23 protein-coding genes are annotated in these 20,830 nt (G+C 35.4%); 17 read left to right on the top strand and 6 right to left on the bottom strand.

What is annotated here, in order from left to right:
* Window positions 1-53: 53 nt before the first annotated feature.
* Window positions 54-2,285, top strand: a complete 2,232-nt coding sequence (locus tag ACTJJ9_RS05530) for a YhgE/Pip family protein (RefSeq protein WP_440768493.1) — start codon at window positions 54-56, stop codon at window positions 2,283-2,285.
* 194 nt (window positions 2,286-2,479) lie between these two features.
* Complete coding sequence (locus ACTJJ9_RS05525; protein WP_145581453.1) at window positions 2,480-3,499, top strand: LacI family DNA-binding transcriptional regulator; 1,020 nt, start codon at window positions 2,480-2,482, stop codon at window positions 3,497-3,499.
* Window positions 3,500-3,593: 94 nt separating this feature from the next.
* On the opposite strand, the gene yhfH is transcribed toward ACTJJ9_RS05525, so the two are convergent.
* Window positions 3,594-3,728, bottom strand: a complete 135-nt coding sequence (yhfH, locus tag ACTJJ9_RS05520) for a protein YhfH (protein WP_095303629.1) — start codon at window positions 3,726-3,728, stop codon at window positions 3,594-3,596.
* 206 nt (window positions 3,729-3,934) lie between these two features.
* Here yhfH and ACTJJ9_RS05515 point away from each other — a divergent pair, with 206 nt between their 5' ends.
* The 10 genes from ACTJJ9_RS05515 to ACTJJ9_RS05470 all read left to right on the top strand — a co-directional run bounded on the left by ACTJJ9_RS05515 (window position 3,935) and on the right by ACTJJ9_RS05470 (window position 13,522).
* Entirely contained in the window at window positions 3,935-4,672 is a 738-nt protein-coding gene (locus ACTJJ9_RS05515; protein ID WP_145581452.1) for an MBL fold metallo-hydrolase, read from the top strand.
* Window positions 4,673-4,686: 14 nt separating this feature from the next.
* Window positions 4,687-5,679, top strand: coding sequence for a lipoate--protein ligase (locus tag ACTJJ9_RS05510; protein ID WP_145581451.1), 993 nt, complete (start codon window positions 4,687-4,689; stop codon window positions 5,677-5,679).
* Between the two features lie 175 nt (window positions 5,680-5,854).
* Window positions 5,855-7,393, top strand: a complete 1,539-nt coding sequence (locus tag ACTJJ9_RS05505; protein ID WP_145581450.1) for a fatty acid--CoA ligase family protein — start codon at window positions 5,855-5,857, stop codon at window positions 7,391-7,393.
* A gap of 230 nt (window positions 7,394-7,623) precedes the next feature.
* The gene (locus ACTJJ9_RS05500; RefSeq protein ID WP_095300867.1) at window positions 7,624-8,625 is read left to right on the top strand and encodes an ABC transporter substrate-binding protein; all 1,002 of its coding nucleotides are present in this window, start codon (window positions 7,624-7,626) and stop codon (window positions 8,623-8,625) included.
* 12 nt (window positions 8,626-8,637) lie between these two features.
* The gene (locus tag ACTJJ9_RS05495) at window positions 8,638-9,633 is read left to right on the top strand and encodes an ABC transporter permease (RefSeq protein WP_095300866.1); all 996 of its coding nucleotides are present in this window, start codon (window positions 8,638-8,640) and stop codon (window positions 9,631-9,633) included.
* Window positions 9,608-10,402 carry an ABC transporter ATP-binding protein gene (locus tag ACTJJ9_RS05490; protein ID WP_145581449.1) on the top strand — a complete coding sequence of 265 codons (795 nt, stop codon included), beginning with the start codon at window positions 9,608-9,610 and terminating at the stop codon, window positions 10,400-10,402. The genes ACTJJ9_RS05495 and ACTJJ9_RS05490 overlap by 26 nt, the downstream gene beginning before the upstream one ends.
* 127 nt (window positions 10,403-10,529) lie before the next feature.
* Window positions 10,530-11,081 carry a helix-turn-helix transcriptional regulator gene (locus ACTJJ9_RS05485; protein WP_145581448.1) on the top strand — a complete coding sequence of 184 codons (552 nt, stop codon included), beginning with the start codon at window positions 10,530-10,532 and terminating at the stop codon, window positions 11,079-11,081.
* Between the two features lie 56 nt (window positions 11,082-11,137).
* On the top strand, window positions 11,138-11,866 hold the full coding sequence (locus ACTJJ9_RS05480) for an AzlC family ABC transporter permease (RefSeq protein ID WP_255451838.1): 729 nt from the start codon (window positions 11,138-11,140) through the stop codon (window positions 11,864-11,866).
* On the top strand, window positions 11,859-12,167 hold the full coding sequence (locus tag ACTJJ9_RS05475) for an AzlD domain-containing protein (protein WP_145581446.1): 309 nt from the start codon (window positions 11,859-11,861) through the stop codon (window positions 12,165-12,167). The genes ACTJJ9_RS05480 and ACTJJ9_RS05475 overlap by 8 nt, the downstream gene beginning before the upstream one ends.
* Window positions 12,168-12,259: 92 nt before the next feature.
* Window positions 12,260-13,522 (top strand): M48 family metallopeptidase, encoded by a 1,263-nt coding sequence (locus ACTJJ9_RS05470; protein WP_145581445.1) that lies wholly within the window; start codon window positions 12,260-12,262, stop codon window positions 13,520-13,522.
* Between the two features lie 217 nt (window positions 13,523-13,739).
* Here ACTJJ9_RS05470 and ACTJJ9_RS05465 read toward each other — a convergent pair whose 3' ends face one another.
* Window positions 13,740-13,976 (bottom strand): IDEAL domain-containing protein, encoded by a 237-nt coding sequence (locus ACTJJ9_RS05465; RefSeq protein ID WP_095300860.1) that lies wholly within the window; start codon window positions 13,974-13,976, stop codon window positions 13,740-13,742.
* 397 nt (window positions 13,977-14,373) lie between these two features.
* Here ACTJJ9_RS05465 and ACTJJ9_RS05460 point away from each other — a divergent pair, with 397 nt between their 5' ends.
* On the top strand, window positions 14,374-14,943 hold the full coding sequence (locus ACTJJ9_RS05460) for a competence protein ComK (protein WP_255451837.1): 570 nt from the start codon (window positions 14,374-14,376) through the stop codon (window positions 14,941-14,943).
* A gap of 80 nt (window positions 14,944-15,023) precedes the next feature.
* Here ACTJJ9_RS05460 and ACTJJ9_RS05455 read toward each other — a convergent pair whose 3' ends face one another.
* The 3 genes from ACTJJ9_RS05455 to ACTJJ9_RS05445 are packed head-to-tail and all read right to left on the bottom strand — an operon-like array spanning window position 15,024 to window position 17,299.
* Window positions 15,024-15,770: an amino acid ABC transporter ATP-binding protein gene (locus tag ACTJJ9_RS05455; RefSeq protein ID WP_145581444.1), complete on the bottom strand. Its 747-nt coding sequence runs from the start codon at window positions 15,768-15,770 to the stop codon at window positions 15,024-15,026.
* A 15-nt stretch (window positions 15,771-15,785) separates the two neighbouring features.
* Window positions 15,786-16,469 carry an amino acid ABC transporter permease gene (locus ACTJJ9_RS05450; protein ID WP_095300858.1) on the bottom strand — a complete coding sequence of 228 codons (684 nt, stop codon included), beginning with the start codon at window positions 16,467-16,469 and terminating at the stop codon, window positions 15,786-15,788.
* Window positions 16,470-16,483: 14 nt separating this feature from the next.
* Window positions 16,484-17,299 (bottom strand): amino acid ABC transporter substrate-binding protein, encoded by an 816-nt coding sequence (locus tag ACTJJ9_RS05445; protein ID WP_095300857.1) that lies wholly within the window; start codon window positions 17,297-17,299, stop codon window positions 16,484-16,486.
* A gap of 243 nt (window positions 17,300-17,542) precedes the next feature.
* Between ACTJJ9_RS05445 and ACTJJ9_RS05440 the strand changes: the two genes are divergently transcribed.
* Entirely contained in the window at window positions 17,543-17,692 is a 150-nt protein-coding gene (locus tag ACTJJ9_RS05440; protein WP_440768492.1) for a hypothetical protein, read from the top strand.
* A 47-nt stretch (window positions 17,693-17,739) separates the two neighbouring features.
* Here ACTJJ9_RS05440 and ACTJJ9_RS05435 read toward each other — a convergent pair whose 3' ends face one another.
* Complete coding sequence (locus tag ACTJJ9_RS05435; RefSeq protein ID WP_145581443.1) at window positions 17,740-18,099, bottom strand: hypothetical protein; 360 nt, start codon at window positions 18,097-18,099, stop codon at window positions 17,740-17,742.
* A gap of 202 nt (window positions 18,100-18,301) precedes the next feature.
* Between ACTJJ9_RS05435 and ACTJJ9_RS05430 the strand changes: the two genes are divergently transcribed.
* The 3 genes from ACTJJ9_RS05430 to ACTJJ9_RS05420 all read left to right on the top strand — a co-directional run bounded on the left by ACTJJ9_RS05430 (window position 18,302) and on the right by ACTJJ9_RS05420 (window position 20,778).
* On the top strand, window positions 18,302-18,919 hold the full coding sequence (locus tag ACTJJ9_RS05430; protein WP_255451836.1) for a TVP38/TMEM64 family protein: 618 nt from the start codon (window positions 18,302-18,304) through the stop codon (window positions 18,917-18,919).
* 46 nt (window positions 18,920-18,965) lie between these two features.
* Window positions 18,966-19,475, top strand: coding sequence for a signal peptidase I (lepB, locus tag ACTJJ9_RS05425; RefSeq protein ID WP_145581442.1), 510 nt, complete (start codon window positions 18,966-18,968; stop codon window positions 19,473-19,475).
* 130 nt (window positions 19,476-19,605) lie between these two features.
* A complete protein-coding gene (locus ACTJJ9_RS05420) occupies window positions 19,606-20,778 on the top strand; it encodes a thiolase family protein (protein ID WP_145581441.1) in 1,173 nt (390 codons plus the stop codon).
* The last annotated feature ends 52 nt before the right edge of the window (window positions 20,779-20,830 follow it).

Raw genomic sequence — 20,830 nt, 5'->3', positions numbered from 1 at the left:
ATAATTTAGTCAAGATGGATGTTCTGTTTTTCTGTAAGTTAGGAGGTAAAGCAATGAATTTAATGAAACAAGAGTGGAAAGCATTATTCAAAAATAAAAAGGTATTAATAGCTGTCATTGGTGTACTGTTTGTTCCTTTAATGTATAGTGGTGGATATTTAGGAGCATTTTGGGATCCTTATGGAAAGCTAGAAGAATTACCTGTTGCAGTTGTTAACAATGATAAAGGTGCAACATTTGAAGGAGAAAAGCTTGAGGTAGGAAAGGAACTAGTAGATAACCTTAAAGAAGATCCAAAGTTTAATTGGAAATTTGTAACTAGCAAAGAAGCAGAAAAGGGACTGGAAAATCAGGACTATTATATGATGATAGAAATCCCTGAGAATTTTTCAGAGCATGCAACAACTTTGCAGGATGATAATCCGAAAAAATTAGAAATGACGTTTAAAACGAATAAAGGCTATAATTTTATATCAGGTCAAATCGGTGAAAGTGCGATTGAAAAAATCAAGGAAGAGGTATCAACATCGATCACCAAAACATACGCAGAAACGATTTTTGATAATATAGAATTAATGGCAGATGGGATTAACGAAGCAAGCGATGGTGCAGCAAAAATCAATGATGGTTCAACTGACCTGAAAGAGGGCTCGGCTAAACTAGATGAAAGCTTACAAGGACTTGTTTCTAAATCGGTAGCATTTAAGCAAGGATTGCAGGATGCTTCAAGTGGTACGGGAGAACTAACAAATGGAATTAATAGCTTAGATAGTGGTTTAGCTGCTTTGAAGGAAGGACAGTCAGAGTTATACAACGGATCAGTTCAAGCTGAAAATGGAACATCTCAATTAGTGAACGGATTGGATCAATCGTTAAATGGTCTAAAGCAGTTACAAACATCAATGCCACAACTAACGAGTGGAACGGAATTGTTAAAAAACAGTTCGCCGCAAATTGTTGAAGGTACGAAAGCTTTGGCAGATGGAAGTAAAGCGGCAAGTGATGGTGCAGCAAATCTATCGGAAAATTTAGCAAAGGTAACAGGAAATGTGAATGAATTGGTCACAGAACTTCAAGCTTTGCCTTTACCTGATGACAAAAAACAACAACTAGTCGTTCTAGTTGAGTCTTTAAATGCAATAAATCAAGGTGGTCAAGAGCTATCAACAAGTTTAGAGCAACTTGAAGCAGGAGCAAAAAGTTTGAATGATAATGTAGGAGACCTACCTGTAAAATCGGAACAGCTTTATAATGGAGTTTCAGCAGTGGAGTCTGCTGTTAACCAATTAAGCACTGGGCAGGAGCGCCTTTATAATGGAGCCGTTCAGCTTAAGGAAGGGCAAGCAAAGCTAACTTCTGGTTTAGACGTGTTCGGTGACAAGTTACTTGAAGCAAAATCAGGTACTGAACAATTAAAAGGTGGCGGAGCAGAACTTCTAAATGGGATTAACCAACTAGCAGATGGTTCCGTTGCGCTAGAGGAAGGCTCGGTTCAATTAGCTAATGGTGCTAGTCAACTTGATGATGGGGTTAACACTCTTTCTGAAGGAACGAATGAGTTAGCAACAAAATTGAGTGATGCAACTAAGGAAACGAAAGATGCAAAAGGTTCAGAAGAAAAATATGACATGATATCAAAACCAGTACAATTAAAAACCGTTGAGTTAAATGATGTGCCTAATTATGGAACAGGTCTTGCTCCTTACTTCTTATCTCTTGCTTTATTTGTAGGAGCACTGTTATTAACGGTTATTTTTCCATTACGGGAAAAGGCAGGAATTCCTAAATCAGGTTTCTCATGGTTTGCAAGTAAATTTAGTGTTTTATTATTTGTCTCTATTATTCAAGCCTTGCTTGCAGATATGATTCTACTATATGCGTTAGGGATTGAAGTTAAAAGTATCCCGATTTTTATGCTCTTTAGCATTCTAACGAGTTTAACATTTATGATGATTGTCCAATTTTTAGTTACAACAATGGATAATCCTGGCCGATTTATTGCGATCATTATTATGATTTTACAATTAACAACAAGTGCGGGAACATTTCCACTTGAGTTAATTCCAGAAGGTTATCAAAAAATAAATCAGTGGCTACCAATGACTTATTCAGTTAGAGGATTTAAGACAATCATTTCTACAGGTAACTTTTCTACCTTATGGCCACAAGTATTTGTTTTAGTAAGCTTTATTATTTGTGCCATGATTGGAACGATAATCTATTTCACGATTAAACTTAAAAAGGAAAAAGCACTTCTTACTGAGTCTGAAGTGATAACACAATAAAAATTAGTTAAAGAGTCATTCTAGTTTGAATGACTCTTTTTATTTGATTTATCGTTAAAAATCAAGTGAAGAAATAATAGATTCCTATAAAAAAAGATTGAAAAATAATTCATCTTTTTTTATAATTTAATATGAAAACGTTTCCAAGTGTCAAGCAGGGTGGGCAATATAGAGCCTAAGGGGAGGGAGAAATTTTGTCTACCATTGAAGATGTCGCAAAGCTAGCGGGTTTATCTAGAACAACTGTGTCAAGGGTGCTTAACGATCACCCATATGTTTCAGATGAGAAGAAAAAGCTTGTTCAGCAGGCGATGAAGCACTTGGGGTATGTGCCAAATTCAGCTGCAAGAAGCTTAAGAAATCAGAAGACGGGAATAATCGCTGTGTTAATCCCGAAAATTTCCACGCCATTTTTTAGTCAATTGATAGAAAGATTAGAAATGGCTGCTTCTGTAAAAAATTATCAGTTGATCATCTGCCAAACACAATTTTCAAAACATAAGGAACGTAGTTATTTAGATCTTCTTAAGACGAAACAGGTTGATGGGGTGATTATGACATCCTGTGAAAATGACTGGTCAGTTATTGATGACCATTTAAATTACGGTCCGATCGTGTTATGTAATGAAATACTTGAGGATGGAAATATTCCGATGATTTATATGGATCAATTTTGCAGTGGATATGAAGTGGCCAAGCATTTACTAGAACAAGGCCATAGCAGAATTGCCTACTGTTCAAACGGTTCGCAAAGCATCGGAATGAAGGCGAGAAAAAGAGGATTTGAAGCCGCTTTAGCTGAGGCCGGGCATCCTTTTGATGATGAATTTTATTTTCAACATTTATCATCAATTACCGATGGTAAACAAGTATTTCAACAAATAAAAGGTCTTACGAATCCACCTACTGCTATTTTTACTGGAGGAGATTCAGTTGCTGCAGGACTTATTTCAGAAGCAAAAAAGCATGGATGGAATATACCTGTCGATCTTGCTGTAGTCGGATTTGATAATATGGAAATTACTGAACTGATGGATCCGATGATTACAACTGTTATTCAACCAGTAGAAGAGATGGCCCAAAAGGCGATTGAGGTTATTTGTGAAAAGATACATAAAAAACAGTATCGTTCATATGAAAGACATGAATTTTCATCTAAACTAGCGATTCGGGAATCGACCATGATAAAGCCTAGGCTAGTTGCGACATCATAGGATGAAACAGTGAAAAAAAGATGGTGATTGATAATCGCCATCTTTTTTAGTTTATTCAAATTGTATTAGTACAGATGAGGTAGCAAATGATAGTTTATAAGTTTTTGATATGCAAGCAGTCATGGCAAACATTACTGTAGCATTCATGCTGTTCCTCCATTTCATTGCCACACTCTTTACAGCGTTTTTTAGGTAAATTTCTAAAAAATTCAGTTATTTTAATCAACATGTTATATCCCCCTATGTGTTATATTACAGTCATTGTATTATAACAGTTAAAAACAGTCAACAACTGTTTTATTACAATAGATATTTTTTTCTTCGAGAAGCTTAATAGCGTGAATTCATCATAGAGCTTTAGTAAAATGGAGATATTGAATAAAGTAAAAGCGGGAAAACATCTACTTTACATATAGAAAGGGTGTAAGAGATTTTATGAAGCTAAAGGTTATTGGATATTGGGGAGGCTTTCCTGGTGTTAATGAAGCGACATCAGGATATTTAATTGAATCACATAACTATCGCTTATTGGTCGATTGTGGCAGTGCAGTTCTGTCAAAGCTGCAGGAAACGATTGCTCTTGATGATTTAGATTCAGTTATTTTATCGCATTACCACCATGACCATGTTGCAGATATCGGTCCACTTCAATTTGCCTTTCACGTGACTTCTTTTATAAAAGGAACGAAAAAAACACTTCCTATTTATGGTCACAGATTAGATGAGGAAGCATTTAAAAGCTTAACATATAAAGAGGCAACAAAAGGGATTGAATATAATCCTAATGAAGTTTTAAAGATTGGACCATTTACCATTGAGTTTTTACAAACGATTCATCCAGTACCGTGTTTTGCGATGAGAATTTCAGATGACCGTTCAACGATCGTTTATACAGCAGATTCGAGTTTTAAAGAGGAGTTTATTCCATTTACAAAAGAGGCCGATTTGCTTATTGCAGAATCAAGCTTTTATGCTGACCAAGATGGTACAAACGCTGGACATATGAATAGCAAGGATGTAGCAAAGATAGCAGCAGCTGCAGAGGTTCCACAAGTAATCTTAACTCATTTGCCACACTTTGGTGAGCATGAGAATCTTGTGAAGGAAGCTAGTGAGCTATATAATGGACAAGTTGTATTAGCTTCAACTGGTTATGAATGGTGTACAAAATAAACGGAGGGATATAAATGCTTTTTATTGATAATAAAGGAATTACGGATCCACAAATTAATTTAGCGATCGAGGAATATGCGTTAAGACATCTTGATCCAAATGAAACTTATTTATTGTTTTACATAAATGAACCATCAATTATTATCGGGAAAAACCAAAATACAATAGAGGAAATTAACACTGCATATGTTGAAGAAAACAATATCCATGTTGTTAGAAGACTTTCAGGTGGTGGGGCTGTCTACCATGATGAAGGTAATTTGAACTTCAGCTTTATCACAAAAGATGATGGAGAAAGCTTTCACAACTTTAAAAAATTCACAGAACCAGTTGTTCAAGCATTGCATAAGCTCGGTGTAAAGGCGGAAATGAGTGGAAGAAATGATCTTATTGCTGAAGATGGCCGAAAAATATCAGGAAATGCACAATTTTCAACAAGAGGTAGAATGTTTTCCCACGGTACATTATTATTTAATTCAGAAATAGACAGTGTTGTTTCTGCTTTGAAAGTGAAAAAGGATAAAATTGAATCAAAAGGAATTAAATCGATTCGTAGCCGTGTTGCAAATATCAGTGAATATTTAAACGAAAAAATTACGATCCAGCAGTTTAGAGAACTATTACTCCATCATATTTTTGGTGAAATTGAAGAAATTCCAACCTATGATTTAACAGAAGAGGATTGGAATAAGATTCATGAAATATCAAAAAAACGATATCAAAATTGGGATTGGAACTATGGGAAATCGCCAAAATTCAATTACCAACATTCACATCGTTTTCCTGTTGGCCAAATTGATGTCCGCTTAGAGGTACAAAAGGGCGTTATTGAAAATTGTAAAATATATGGAGATTTCTTTGGCGTAGGAGATGTAGAGGAAATCGAAGCTTTGTTAATCGGTACTCGTTATGAAAAAGAAGGACTTGAGAAGGCTTTAGAAAATATTGACATCAAAAAGTATTTTGGGCAAATTGAGAAAAGTGATTTCATAAATTTGATTTATTAATAGAAGGTGGAAGGAAGCGGGCATTTTTAAGGGAATTGCCCGTTTTTATTATGAATGTTTTGTGTGAGATCCTTTCCAGATAATTGTCTTTATCATAAACATTAAATATAATAAAGAGGTGGATTGTTTCATATAAAACATGAATGACTATTCATTCATTATAAGGGGTGGGAACATGAATTTATCGGATCGTTTAACACAAGCAGTGGAAAAGTATGGAGACAAGCCGGCTTTTATCTTTGAAGGGGAAGAAACAACATATGAGCAGCTTGACGAGGCAGTAAATCGATTTGCATCAGGCTTACAGGCAATGGGTATTCAAAAGGGGGATCATGTTGCTCTATTACTCGGTAATTCACCATATTTTATCATTTCCTTGTATGGAGCGATGCGTGCAGGAGCGACCATTATTCCGATTAATCCTATTTATACTCCAAGCGAAATCGTTTATTTATTAAGCAATGGAGATGTAAAAGTAGTAGTTGCCCTAGACTTAATTATTCCAATTATTGAAAAAATTGAAGGACAGCTTGAAAAATTAGAGCATATTATTATTTGTGAATCACCACAGGGGAAAAAGGATAAGCAACAGCAATCTGGTAACGGTAAAATGAGAACGTTTACAAGTGTTTTAGCAATTGGAACTCCCCATTTTCTCGGTCCGAATTTAGATGAGGATGACACAGCCGTTATTCTCTATACTTCAGGAACAACAGGAAAACCAAAAGGGGCAATGCTTACACATAAAAACCTATACAGCAATGCATTTGATACCGCGACATACTTGAAAATGTCAAAGGAAGATGTTGTTGTGACAACATTGCCAATGTTTCACGTGTTTTGTCTGACCGTTTCTTTGAATGCTCCATTAATGAATGGTGCTACTTTACTTATTGTACCGAAGTTTAGTCCGTCTGATATATTTCAGCTTGTCAAAACATATCGAGCAACAGTGTTTGCTGGAGTTCCAACAATGTATAACTTTTTGCTGCAATATGAAAATGGAAATCCAGAAGACTTAAAAACATTAAGACTATGTATTTCAGGTGGTGCCTCTATGCCTGTAGCTTTACTAAAAGGCTTTGAGCAGAAATTTAAAGTTATCATTTCAGAAGGGTATGGGTTGTCAGAAGCATCTCCTGTTACATGCTTTAATCCACTTGATCGCCCTAGAAAACCAGGGTCTATCGGGACAAGCATTGTAAATGTAGAGAATAAAATTGTTAATGAGCTTGGTGAAGAGCTTCCACCTCATCATGTTGGTGAGCTTATTGTACGCGGACCAAATGTAATGAAGGGATATTATAAACTACCTGATGATACGATGCATACGATTCGTAATGGTTGGCTCTATACTGGAGATTTGGCAAAACAGGATGAGGACGGTTATTTTTACATTGTTGACCGAAAGAAGGATACAATTATTGTCGGTGGCTATAATGTTTATCCACGTGAGGTAGAAGAAGTGCTTTATAATCATGAGGATGTTGTTGAAGTGGCTGTTCTTGGTGTGCCAGATCCAGATGTTGGCGAAGCTGTTAAATGTTTTGTTGTAGTGAAAAACAATGACATAACCGAAGAAATACTACTTGAGTATTGTAAAGAACATTTAGCAAAATATAAGATACCGAGCTCAATAGAATTTTTAGAAGAATTACCTAAAAACGCTACAGGGAAAATATTGCGAAGAGCACTAAAAACACAAGTTTTATAAGAATAGTATAGAAAGTATCGTAGTAGAGTATATATTTTCATTTTCAAAACACAGGTAGGATTTTCCATTACCTGTGTTTTTTACTATGTTTGATAGATAATCTCCCAAAGAATATCGTGATTTTATTATGAAAATATTCAAAAAATATTGAACTATTTTTATATTTCTGTATAATTTAATCAATAAAAGCATAAAAGCGTTACAGGGAAAAATAAAAGGGGGATTATTATATGATAAAAAATTGGAAGATAGGAGCAAGTGTTCTTTTAGCTAGTTTCATAGCTTTAGCTGGATGTGGGAGCGGCGAAAGCACGTCTGGTAGTAGCAATGAAGGGTCTGAAGGAGGAAAAACATATAAAGTTGGGATTAGCCAATATGTTGAACATCCTTCTCTCGATGAAGCAACAAAAGGATTTCAAGCAGCGTTGAAAGATAAAGGCTTAGATGTTGATTATGATATTCAAAATGCTCAAGCTGACCAAACGAATAGCCAAACGATTGCAACGAATTTAGTTGGGGACGGCGTTGATTTAATTTTTGCAAATGCAACACCTAGTGCACAAAGTGCATTAAATGCAACGAAGGATATTCCGATTGTGTTTACATCAGTAACAGATCCGATTGGTGCAAGTCTTGTAAAAAGCTTTGAAGATCCAGGTGCGAACATTACTGGGACAACAGATACACATCCAGATGCAATTCCAAATACAGTGAAATTTATTGCTGATAATATTGAAGGCAATAAGGTTGGGATGGTATACAATGCTGGTGAACAAAACTCTGTTGCTCAGGTTGACCTAGTAAAGAAAGCAATGGAAGGTACGGATTTAGAAATTGTTGAAGCAACTGTTTCAAATACTAATGAAGTAAAGCAAGCAACAGAATCTTTAGTCGGAAAAGTAGATTCTATTTATATCATTACGGATAATACAGTCGTCTCTGCTTTAGAAACAGTTATTGCGGTTGCTAGTGATGAAGACATTCCATTGTTTGTTGGAGAATTAGACTCTGTTAAACGTGGCGGTTTTGCTGCATACGGATTTGACTACTATGATATTGGCTATGAAGCTGGTGAAATGGCAGCAGATATCCTTACTGGCGAGAAAAAGGTTGAAGAAGTTCCTGTTCAATATCCGAAAAAGTTAAAATTACAAATTAATGCAAAAGCAGCAGAGGATATGGGAATTGAAATTAAAGATGAATGGAAAGAAGAAGCAGAAATTATTGAATAAAGGTGAGAAGCTATGTTTACAGCTATATTCGGCTCTTTTGAGTCAGGCTTAATCTATGCGATTATGGCTTTAGGTGTATACCTGTCATTTCGAATATTAGACTTTCCAGATTTAACAGTGGATGGAAGCTTTGTTACTGGGGCAGCGGTTAGTGCAATTTTAATAGTTAATGGCACTAACCCTTTCCTTGCTACTCTAGTTGCACTGATTATTGGCTTTTTAGCAGGTTGTATGACGGGAATTCTTCATACAAAGGGAAATATAAATCCATTATTATCAGGAATATTAATGATGATTGCTCTTTATTCGATTAACCTGAGAATTATGGGAAAATCAAATGTACCACTTTTAACAGAGGAAACGGTTTTTACGCAGCTACAAGATTTTTGGAATAAGCTTGGGATTGATGCTGGATTAGAGCGATTATTTTTATCGATTGGTCTTGATGGCTTCATTCCAAAAACATGGTCAATTTTAATTGCGATGCTAGTATTAATTGTTATTATTAAGTTTTTATTAGATAAATTCCTAAAGACAGAGCTTGGACTTGCTATTAGAGCAGTTGGTGATAATGAAAACATGATTACGAGCTTTTCTGCTAACACAGATATGCTGAAAATTCTCGGTCTTGGTCTATCAAATGGACTTGTTGCATTTTCAGGTGCATTTATTGCTCAATACAATGGGTTCAGTGATGTCGGTATGGGAATTGGGATGATTGTTATCGGTTTGGCTTCCGTTATTATTGGGGAAGCAATTGTTGGGACTAAATCAATTGTACGCGCGACTTTAGCCGTTATTATTGGTGCAATCATTTACCGTTTAATTGTTGCAATGGCATTAAGATTTAACTTTTTCGAAACTGGTGATATGAAGTTAATTACTGCATGTATAGTTATTGGAGCCTTAATCATACCGCAAATTATCGATAAGCAAAAAGAAAAGCGGAAGAAGAGCCTACGTAGAAAGCGGGGTGGAGGCATTGCTACAACTAAAGCAAATTTATAAAGTGTTTAATGAAGGATCTGTTGATGAGAAAATTGCGTTAGACAGTTTATCCTTATCGCTAAAGGAAGGCGACTTCGTAACAGTTATAGGCAGCAATGGTGCGGGGAAATCAACATTACTTAATGTTATAGCTGGACGGATTATTCCTGATGAAGGGGAAGTTCTTATAAAATCTAAGCTGATGAATGATGTGAAGGAATATAAACGTTCGCAATACATTGGCCGTGTTTTTCAGGATCCGATGGCTGGAACTGCGCCGACGCTATCTATCGAGGAGAATCTTGCCCTTGCCTACTCTCGGGTTCATAAGCGTACATTAAAACCGGGAGTTACCACAAAAAGACGTGCGTTCTTTAAGGAGCAATTAGAGCTTCTAGGACTAAATCTGGAGAATCGTCTAACAGCAAAGGTTGGACTTTTATCAGGTGGTGAACGTCAAGCTTTGTCACTGCTGATGGCAACTTTTACTAAGCCAGATATTTTATTATTAGATGAACATACAGCTGCACTTGATCCATCTCGTGCAGAATTAATCACAAGGTTAACGAAAAAGCTTGTTGAAAATGGTAAACTAACTACCCTTATGATTACTCATAATATGCAACAGGCTGTTGACTTAGGAAATCGGATAATTATGATGGATAAAGGAAATATTGTTTTCGAAGCAGAAGGGAAACAAAAGCAAAATCTTACTGTTAACTCTTTACTGGAGGAATTTGCGAAAATTAAATCTGATAGTTCGTTATCAGATAAAGCTTTATTAATTTAAAAGGTGCTAGTCTCTTATCGAAACATATCGGTAATTGACTAGCACTTTTTTCTATGGAAAAAGCAGTTGTATGATAAAATATACATATGTATAAAATATTATACAATTTAACATTAAAGGAGTCATTATGCAATCAATACATAAGCAAATTGCTGAGAACTTAAAAGCGATTCGTAAGCTAAGAGGGTATAGTTATGACCAGCTAGCAAATGTAACAGGTGTTAGCAAAGGGATGCTGTCTCAAATTGAAAAGGGAGAAACGAGTCCTACAGTGAATACATTATGGAAAATTGCTAACGGACTGCAAGTTTCTTTTTCATCATTAGTGGAGGAAAAGGCACCTTCTGTTTCTGTTGTTCGCTTACAGGAAAAAGTCGCATTGACTGAGGGTGATGATTTATATCGAGTGTTTCCGTATTTTCCTTATGATAGTGCTAAACGGTTTGAAATCTATTACATGGAATTAATGCCACATTGTATCCATACATCTGATGGCCATTATGGCAACGTTGAGGAATATTTATTAATATGTGATGGAGAGGCAACACTCACGATAAATGGTACTAGCTACACCTTATTAAAAGGAGATTCAATGAAGTTTCAAGCAAATCAACTTCATACATATGCAAACAATACGAATGAAATAACTAGTTGTTATTTATTAATCTATTATCCGTAAGAGATTACTTTGTAAATTAAAGTAGGAACACTATGAAAATAAAGGAGGTACTCGAATTGGCAACAACAACGATAGAAAAGGGGCATACTAGCTTCCTTCAAGGAATACAGGGAGGAGCGAGCATTGCTATTGGGTATCTACCAGTTGCGTTAACGTTCGGACTTCTCGCTAAATCAACTGGTTTACAATTATCTGAAACGCTCTTAATGAGTTTACTTGTTTATGCAGGTGCTTCTCAATATATTTCTTTAAGTTTAATAGCTGCAGGAACTGGTGTGATCGAAATTATTTTTACAACGTTTATCGTCAATATTCGCCATTTTCTTATGTCTGCTTCCTTAAGTGAAAAGGTTGAGGAAGATGCACTTTGGAAAAAAGCCGTCTATTCGTTTGGTTTAACGGATGAAACTTTTTCGGTAGCTTCGATGAAGGAAGGGACGGTAAGCACAGCGTATTTATGTGGGCTTATGTTTATATCATATGCAAGCTGGGGGATAAATTCAGGAATTGGATTTGTACTTGGTGCTAGCTTGCCAACTACTGTCCAAGAAAGTATGGGAATTGCACTTTATGCAATGTTTATCGGCTTATTAATCCCACCATTGAAAAAGCATCGGAAGGTTCTTTATTTAGCGACACTTGCAGCAATTGTAAATTCAATCTGCTATGCGACACAGATGATTTCAACAGGATGGTCAATCGTCATTTCTACTTTGATTTCAGCACTTGTGATCGAATGGATCGATACAAGACTAAAAAATAAGGAGGATTTGGAGAATGGATAAAACCGTATTGTTCATGATAATAGGGATGGGACTCGTCACATACATACCACGAATGATTCCGCTTGTTGTATTAAGTAATATAAAGTTGCCGATATTTGTCCAAAATGTATTAAAGAATGTCCCTTATGCAACATTAGGTGCTTTAATCGTTCCAGGAATTTTTCTTATTAGCGAAGATCCGCTATTTGGTGTAATCGGTGCAATTGCTGCAATACTTATTGCCTTTATGGGGGCTAATGTTATTATCGTTGTAATGGGTTCAATAGGTACACTTGTTTTATATAGCCTGTTATTTACATAAAGTGACACATCAAAATAGCTATGATTTGAGTTCTAATTAAACGAGCTTGTAACTACACTAGAAATAAGAGCTTGTTTAAGGGGGATAACTACTTGAGAAAATGGATAACTCGCTCAATATTCTTTTATTTTTTATATGGATTACTCGTATATTGGTATTTGTTTTTTTTCTCTGGGTCTGGTGTTCCTGCACCATATGAAGGAACGTCAGCAGACCCTTCAACATTTATGTCTGGAAGAGAATTGCTTCTTTCCCAGGAGTATTCAACAATTAGAAACTTTCTCTATTTTGTGACAATCCCATTTGAATGGTTCCTTCTTTTTATTTGTCTTATTACAGGCTTTTCAAGAAAGATGCAACAATGGTCTGAGGCAACATCGAAATTTTTTAGCTTACAATCAGCTATTTATTTCTTTTGGCTATCATTATTTGTTACGGTCGTTTCGTTTCCTGTAAATTGGATAAGCTATCAAATATCTAAATCCTATCAAATTACTACACAAACTTTCTCAGCATGGATGAAGGATGAGATAATCGATTTTTGGGTTAATTACTTATTAATGACGATAATCGTCATTGTCTTATATTGGCTAATAAGACGATTTGAAAAAAGATGGTGGCTTTATGCCTGGCTTTTATCGATTCCATTTTCCTTCTTTTTAATGTTTGTTCAGCCTGTCATTATCGATCCGTTATATAATGATTTCTATCCATTAAAAAATAAAGAGCTAGAGGAAAAAATATTAGCTCTTGCTGATGAGGCGAATATTCCCGCTAATCATGTATATGAAGTGAACATGTCAGAAAAGACAAATGCGCTTAATGCGTATGTCACAGGTATTGGGGCAAATTCGAGAATTGTTCTTTGGGATACAACATTAAATCGATTGGACGAGGATGAAATTCTATTTATTATGGCTCATGAAATGGGTCATTATGTTATGAAACATATCTATATTGGAATTGTAGGCTACTTATTATTAAGCTTAGTTGGTTTATATGCTATCAATGTATTAATGAGGCTTATTATAAAACGCGCAGGATCATTATTAAAAATTAGTTCGATAAAGGAGTTAACAGCATTTCCGTTATTTCTATTGCTATTAGGAGTCTTAATTTTTGCTTCAAGCCCAATATCAAATGCAGTTGCCAGATATCAGGAAAAATCTGCCGATATGTATGCAATTGAAATGACAAACAATCATGAAGCAGCCATCAGTTCGTTCCAGGAATTATCAAGAGCCGGATTAAGTCAAGTGAATCCACCAGCATTGGTTAAAATTTTTCGTTATACACATCCGACAATGTTAGAACGGATTGTTTATTTAGAGGAGCATAAGGAAAGTGTCAAATAACCTGTATAAATGTAAGAAAAGAATCAGTTCTAAATAACTGATCCTTTTCTTTGCTTATAAATTTTAAACTGGGAATATGGCGTGCTGCAGCTGTCTTTAGCACTTAGGTTCCACCGGAGATAAGTCAAAATTTGAGGTAAAGAGTGTCTGAGTCTTTAATTTTCGAAATTCCCTATTTTTTGCAGAAAACAAAATAAAGACCGCCAATCGGCAGTCCCTATCCTAGCTCACATAAAGCTTTGTATTCTTTTGATAATGTCATAAATAATTGTTTGTTTTTTGTGTCAAGTGCATCATTAATACGTTCTTCTAGCAAAGATTTTTTCCTGATAAACAACGCCTCGTCTAAAACCATTTGAATATACATGTCTAGTACAGGATGCTCGGATGGAACGTTTTTCATTGTATTGCGGGACTTCATGATCTCAGTGTAAGATGACTTTTTATTTTTCATGAATATCACCCCTGATGCCTTTTTTATATTGTATGGAATTTAGGGATAAAAATCAACGGAATATTTAAAATCTTTTAAAATTAATTAGGAATATTTTTGTAAGTATGATATATAAGCATGTGGGTATCTTAATTCAATAGGAAGTGATAAAAATGGAAGAAAAAGAGCTTGAATTACGCTCGACACCGTTAAATCCGTTAATGAATGTTGTCGTGCATAGTGATCAGGATGAAACCAATATTGAATTAGAAGAAGAAGAAAAATGACTTTTTTACAGAAATGTAAATTAAGTCATTTTTTTATTGATTTTTTGTAAATTTATAGAATTAAATAGGTATAATATACTAAATTTGATGTGGGATAATTTACCTAAAATTTTCTAGTGAGGTGTAAATAAGTGAGTAGGCTAAAGAAGAACGTAGAAGATTATATTATTAATCGTTTTACGATGGCGATTCTACCAAGTGAGGATAGAATGAGCTCTGTCATCTATGAGCTGAATGATTTATTACACGTTGAGCAGCGACCAATAGATGTAATCGAGCAGAGCTGCCGCTATTTTGGAAGCAGTTATCATGGTAGGAAGGAAGGCACTAGGGATTTAATGGGGGTTACCCATAAGCCGCCAATTGTTATTGACCCTGCAAATGCTATTTATTTTTTCCCCACGACTTCTTCAACAAGACCACAATGTATTTGGCTTTCACATTCTTATGTGAAAAAACACTCCAAAACAGCAAATAATGCAACAATTGTCACATTTACAAACGGAGAAGAGTTGACAGTAAATATGTCAATTGGTTCGTTTGAAAACCAATTTTACCGGACAGCACAGCTAAGAACAATTATTTCCTCTAGAATTGAGAATGAGCAAAGGAAAATGGAAATGCTTTTAATGCCAAAAGGAGAAAGTAAGTTTAGTCAATTATATGAACAGATTATTAGAGAAATTCAGCGGTATTCTTAATTGATTAAAGGTATGTTAAAAAGAATATGGGGCTGTCATATTTGAGGATGATGTTTGCTTTGAACAGCCCCGTAATTATACTATCTTGCACCAACTTTATTTAAAAACTGCAATGTACGCTGATTTTCTGTTTTATTAAAGACGTTATCCGGTGTTCCTCTTTCAACAACAACACCATTGTCCATGAAGATAACTTCGTCTGCAACATCACGAGCAAATTGCATTTCATGAGTGACAACAACCATTGTCATCCCTTCCTCTGAAAGCTCCTTCATTACCTTTAGAACCTCACCTACTAGTTCAGGATCTAGTGCAGAAGTTGGCTCGTCGAATAATAAAACATTTGGACCCATTGCCATCGCTCGTGCAATCCCTACACGCTGCTGTTGACCTCCTGATAATTGGTGTGGATACATATCTGCCTTATCCTTAAGCCCAACCTTATCAAGAAGACGGTGTGCTATTGTACGAGCTTCAGCCTTTGTTTTTTTCAATACTGTCACTTGGCCCTCCATCACATTTTCCAACGCTGTATAATGAGGGAAGAGGTTATAATTTTGAAAAACCATACCTGTTTGTTTTCGAAACGATATAATTTCACTTGAAGATAATTTCTTTTTCTCCTGAAATTCAATAGAGTTTTCTCCTAAGGAAATCGTACCTCTGTCAGGTATTTCGAGAAGATTTAAACAGCGTAACAGCGTTGTTTTACCAGAGCCAGAAGGTCCGATAATGACGGCGGTTTTTCCTTTATCAACCGTTAAATCAATTCCTTTTAACACTTCTAAGTCATTAAACTTTTTATGCAAGTTTTTTATATTAATCATATACCGATACCTCCATTATTTCGCAACTGTTCGGTCGTATCGATGCTCTAGCTTTGCCTGTGCAAATGAAAGGATCGTACTAAATAGTAAATAGATGACGGCGACTTCAATATAAATCCATAACGGTTCATACGTAACAGCTGCAATTTGTTGACCTTTTTGGAACATTTCTGTAACTGTTATTGTTGCAGCTAATGACGTATCTTTAACTAGGCTTATAAAGGAGTTTCCTAATGGAGGTATACTTACCCGAACTGCTTGCGGAAGAATTACTCTTCTCATTGCTTGTGCTTTTGTCATACCGAGAGAGTAAGCAGCCTCCCATTGACCTTTTTGAATCGAAAGAATCGCTGCACGGATAATCTCTGAGCTATACGCTCCTTTGTTTAAAGTAAAGCCAATTACTGCAGCAGTAAATGGGTCTAGCGTTACTCCTAGACTTGGAAGTCCGTAAAATAAAATAAATAATTGAACGAGTAGTGGTGTACCTCTGAAAATCCATACGTAAAATTTCGCAAGTGCAACAAGTGGTTTAAAGCTAGAAAGTCGGGCTAAAGCTGTAAAAAATGCTAAGATAAGACCTAAAATAAATACAATAATCGTAAGTGGGATTGTAAAAGCTAATCCCGCCTTTAAAAGTGGAAAAAAGGAATCACTAAGGATTCCTATAATACGTTCTGAACGTTCATCTGCAAACATCTTCAATCATTCCTTTACTTGGAAACATCAGTTCCGAACCATTTTTCAGAGATTTTTAAATATGTTCCATCTTCTTTCATGTCTGCCAAAGCTCCGTTAACAGCTTCTACTAGTTCGTCACTGCCTTTACGGAATAAGAAGCCATTGCTTGTTGCATTTTCCTCTTCATAAACAGTTTTTACAGGTAGATCAGGGCGTTGCTTTTTTAGATCCAAGTATGACAGGCTATCGTTAATCGTGCCATCAATACGTCCTGAGACAAGGAGATCGATTGCTTGGTTAAAGCCTTCAACAACAGTATTTGTTGCACCATGATCCTCAGCAATTTTCCGGTAATTGCTATCTAATGATTGTCCAACCTTTTTCCCTTTTAAGTCTTCTAGGCTTTTAATTTCATCATTATCCTCATGAACAACAAGGACAGCCTTTGAAACAATGTATGGGTCTGACATATCATATTTTTCTAATCGATCTGGACGAATAGCTACTTCATTTGCAACCATGTCATAACGCTTTGCATCTAAACCAGCGATCATACCATCCCATTTTGCTTCAATAAACTTAGGTTCGATATCAAGACGCTTAAATACTTCTCTAGCTATTTCAATATCAAAACCAGTTAGTTTATCATTTTCATCATGATATGTAAAAGGTGCATACGTTCCTTCAGTACCTATTGTAATTTCACCTTTTTCTTTAATTTGCTCATAAAGATTTGCTGTCTCTTTATTTTCTGACGCTTTATCTCCATCATTATCGTTTTGTGTGCCACAAGCACTTAGTAGAAAAATGCTTAGAATGGTAATTAAAATAACTAATTTTTGCTTCATATGTGTTTCCTCCTATAATAAATGATGTAAAAGATACTTGCCTATACTAGCATAATTAAAACAATCTGTCAGTGATGAAGATTTGCTTGAACAAAAAACAGGTATAATAACGTATACAAAGTGAAGTTCAGTTCTTTTCATATCGTTTGTTAGTTGCAAGGAAATATACATGAAAATCATTTGCTGTATGTATAGCAAATGATAAAATCTGAGGAAAGTAATGATTCATTAGGAGAAAGAAAGATGTCTTTTAAATTGAGGAAAGAAAAATATAAATTGCGCAAAAAGAATAAGAATGCAAATCGTGTATTTTTGCCAATTTGCTTGGAGATATTGCTTTTTACGCAAAGGAGATTATTTTGCTGTCATTTAGGCTATTATGGTACGGAATAAGTAATTTTAAGCCTATTTTATTAGAGTTAAAATATTTTATGGGATAATCATTTTTTTGGTTTAAATAAGTAATCTTCCATTATTTCAGTGACCTTATTTCGAATTCTTGGATTAAAATAGTTATGCTTTTCTTCATAGCCATTGTACAAAAATGAATAAAGGGTAAAGGCCTCATCACGTTCAACCTCTTGTACCTTTATTTTTTGCTGACGTAGGTGCTGTTTAACAATCGCTAAATCCTTTTGCGCTAATTTTAATGCCTCTTCAACGAGAGTTAAATATGGTCGATTTAATTTAAAAGGACTTTTTTCAATAACAGTTAAGTCTCTGTTGAAAATGGAAATAGCCATCGGCAAATAGATCGATTGTTCGATTAAATCACGAACGTCATTTGGAATTCTTGTCATACAATTGCCTCCTTACATAACAGAACATGTGTTCGATATTATCATACACATATCGAATTAAATGTTCAAGTAGTATTTTCGTTTGCTGCAATAAGTAATATCTGGATTATTTTAGCCCAGATTATGACGAAATTTATAGAAGACATTCTATAGAAAAGGCTTATAAACTTTAAGTTTCTGCTGTGAATGTGTAGAATAGATTATGGAACGATTATTTGAAGGAGAAAATATGAACTCGCAAATATTACCGGATTATTTTACAGCTGAGAATTTAATGAATTTATTTGAAACTTATCGTTCATTTGGACCGTTTTTTGCTATTTTACTACCCTTATTAGAAGCGTTTTTACCTTTTTTACCACTTATAGTCTTTATCGTAGCTAATGTAAATTCGTTTGGGCTATGGTTTGGTTTTCTTTTATCTTGGATTGGAGCTTGTACAGGTGCTATCATAGTATTTATATTGATGAGAAAGCTTAATAAATTTAAATTTATTCAACGTCTCAAACAAAGAAAGACATTTCAAAAATTATTGGCCTGGGTGGAACGTAGAGGTTTTAGTCCATTATTTTTAATTTTATGTTTTCCCTTTACACCTTCCGCAGCGATAAATGTAGTTGCGGGTCTATCAAAAATCAGCATCTGGCAATTTACATTAGCTGTTCTTTCAGGTAAGTTTGTGATGGTTTTTATTGTAAGCTTCATTGGTCAGGATTTACATGCGCTAATTGCACAGCCTTTAAGAGGCGTCGTAGTAGCAATTGTCATTTTTCTGTTATGGCTAATTGGGAAAAAGGTTGAGAAACGATTGAACAATTAGGTAGTAAGTAAAGATAAAAAGCAATAACCTTTTTAGGAGGCCAATAATGAAGAAAAAGAGAAAAATAGCTTTTACTACTCTTATTATTATTTGTTTATCGGCTATTTTTATTAAAAACCTAATATTTGTTGAATACAAGGTTGAGGGAGTTTCAATGCAGCCGACGTATGAGGAAGGCAAATTACTTTCAGTAAATCGTCTCAGTTTGTTTTTTCATTCACTAAAACGATTTGATGTCATACTTTTTCAATTACCGGAAAGTAATGAGACCTATGTGAAGAGAATCATTGGATTACCAGGTGATGAGATTCATTATAAAGATGATATGCTTTATGTGAATGGAGAGGCAATGGAAGAACCTTTTTTATCACATAAATCATCAAATCTATCAAAATCAACGGGTAATTTCACTCTTGAAGAGGTAATTGATAAAACGAGGATACCAGAGGGATACTTTTTTGTAATTGGAGATAATCGGCTGCAAAGCAGAGACAGTCGTCATTTCGGATTGGTTCATATAGATAATATCATTGGAAAAGTAGGAGATAAGAAATAGCGCTACCTTAAAGGTAATACCTAAAAGGAGGCGCTTTTTTTATAGATTGACAAAAATTCTAAAGGAGAAGGTAATATAATAAAATGAAAGGAATGTAATGGGAAATACATCAATAGTAAGGGGGATGAAGATGCGCGAGGTAGTAATAACGGCTGCAGTAAGAACTCCAATCGGTAGTTTTGGTGGCGCTTTCAAGGACTTGTTACCTTCACAAATGATAGTTCCGGTATTAGAGGAAATCGTTGAAAGAGGTCGTCTAGAAATAACAGAAGTAAATGAGATTATTTTAGGACAATGTATTCAAAGAACAGATGAACCAAATATTGCACGTACTTCTGCTCTTTTAGCGGGCTTTCCATATGAAACTACTGGCTACACCATTCAACGTCAATGTGCATCAGGATTGCAAGCGATAATTTCTGGTGCAATGCAAATCCAATTAGGGTATGCAGATATTGTAATTACAGGTGGAGTAGAGGTTATGAGTTCAAGTCCATATCTTCTTAAGCAGCATCGTTGGGGCTCAAGGTTACAGCATGGGGAGGTAACTGATAGTGTATGGGAAATATTAAAAGACCCAATTCATCAAATTATGATGGGGGAAACGGCTGAAAATGTAGCTGAACAGTTTAGTATATCTAGAGATGAACAGGACGAGTTGGCAAAGTTAAGTCATAGCCGAGCACTGGCGGCAATTAAATCTGGGAAATTTACTCAAGAAATCGTTCCAATAAAAACGAAAAAAGGGAAGAATGAAATGATTATTTCTAGGGACGAGGGACCAAAGGAGATTAAATCAGAAAAGCTAGCAGCATTGCCGACCATTTTTAGAGAAAATGGCACCGTAACGGCAGGAAACTCTTCATCACTGAACGATGGAGCAGCAGCACTTTTACTCATGTCGAAGGATGAAGCTATAAAACGAGGGTTACCTATATTGGCAAAAATATCACATCATACGGTTGTTGGTGTTGATCCAAAGTTGATGGGAATTGGGCCAGTGCCAGCCATTCAAAAGGGGCTACATTCATTAAAATGGACACTTGATGAAATTGATATATTAGAAATAAATGAAGCATTCGCTGCACAATATTTAGCTGTAGAAAAAGAGTTAAAACTAAATAGGGATAAGGTTAATAAAAATGGGAGCGGGATTAGCTTAGGGCATCCGATTGGTTGCACAGGCTCACGAATAGTCGTAAGTTTATTGTATGAAATGGAACGTGAACAAGCAAATAAGGGTCTAGCTTCTTTATGTGTTGGAGGTGGGATGGGCTTTGCTTTATTTTTAGAAAGAGAGTAATTGAAAAGAGGCTGGCATTTGTCAGCCTCTTTCTCTTTTATATAAAGTTCTA

This window comes from Metabacillus sp. 22489 (genome assembly GCF_052044855.1).
GTDB classification, from domain to species: Bacteria; Bacillota; Bacilli; order Bacillales; family Bacillaceae; genus Metabacillus; species Metabacillus niabensis.
The sequence above is the reverse complement of the archived record's forward strand: the minus strand, read 5'-3'. Positions and strand labels throughout refer to the sequence as shown.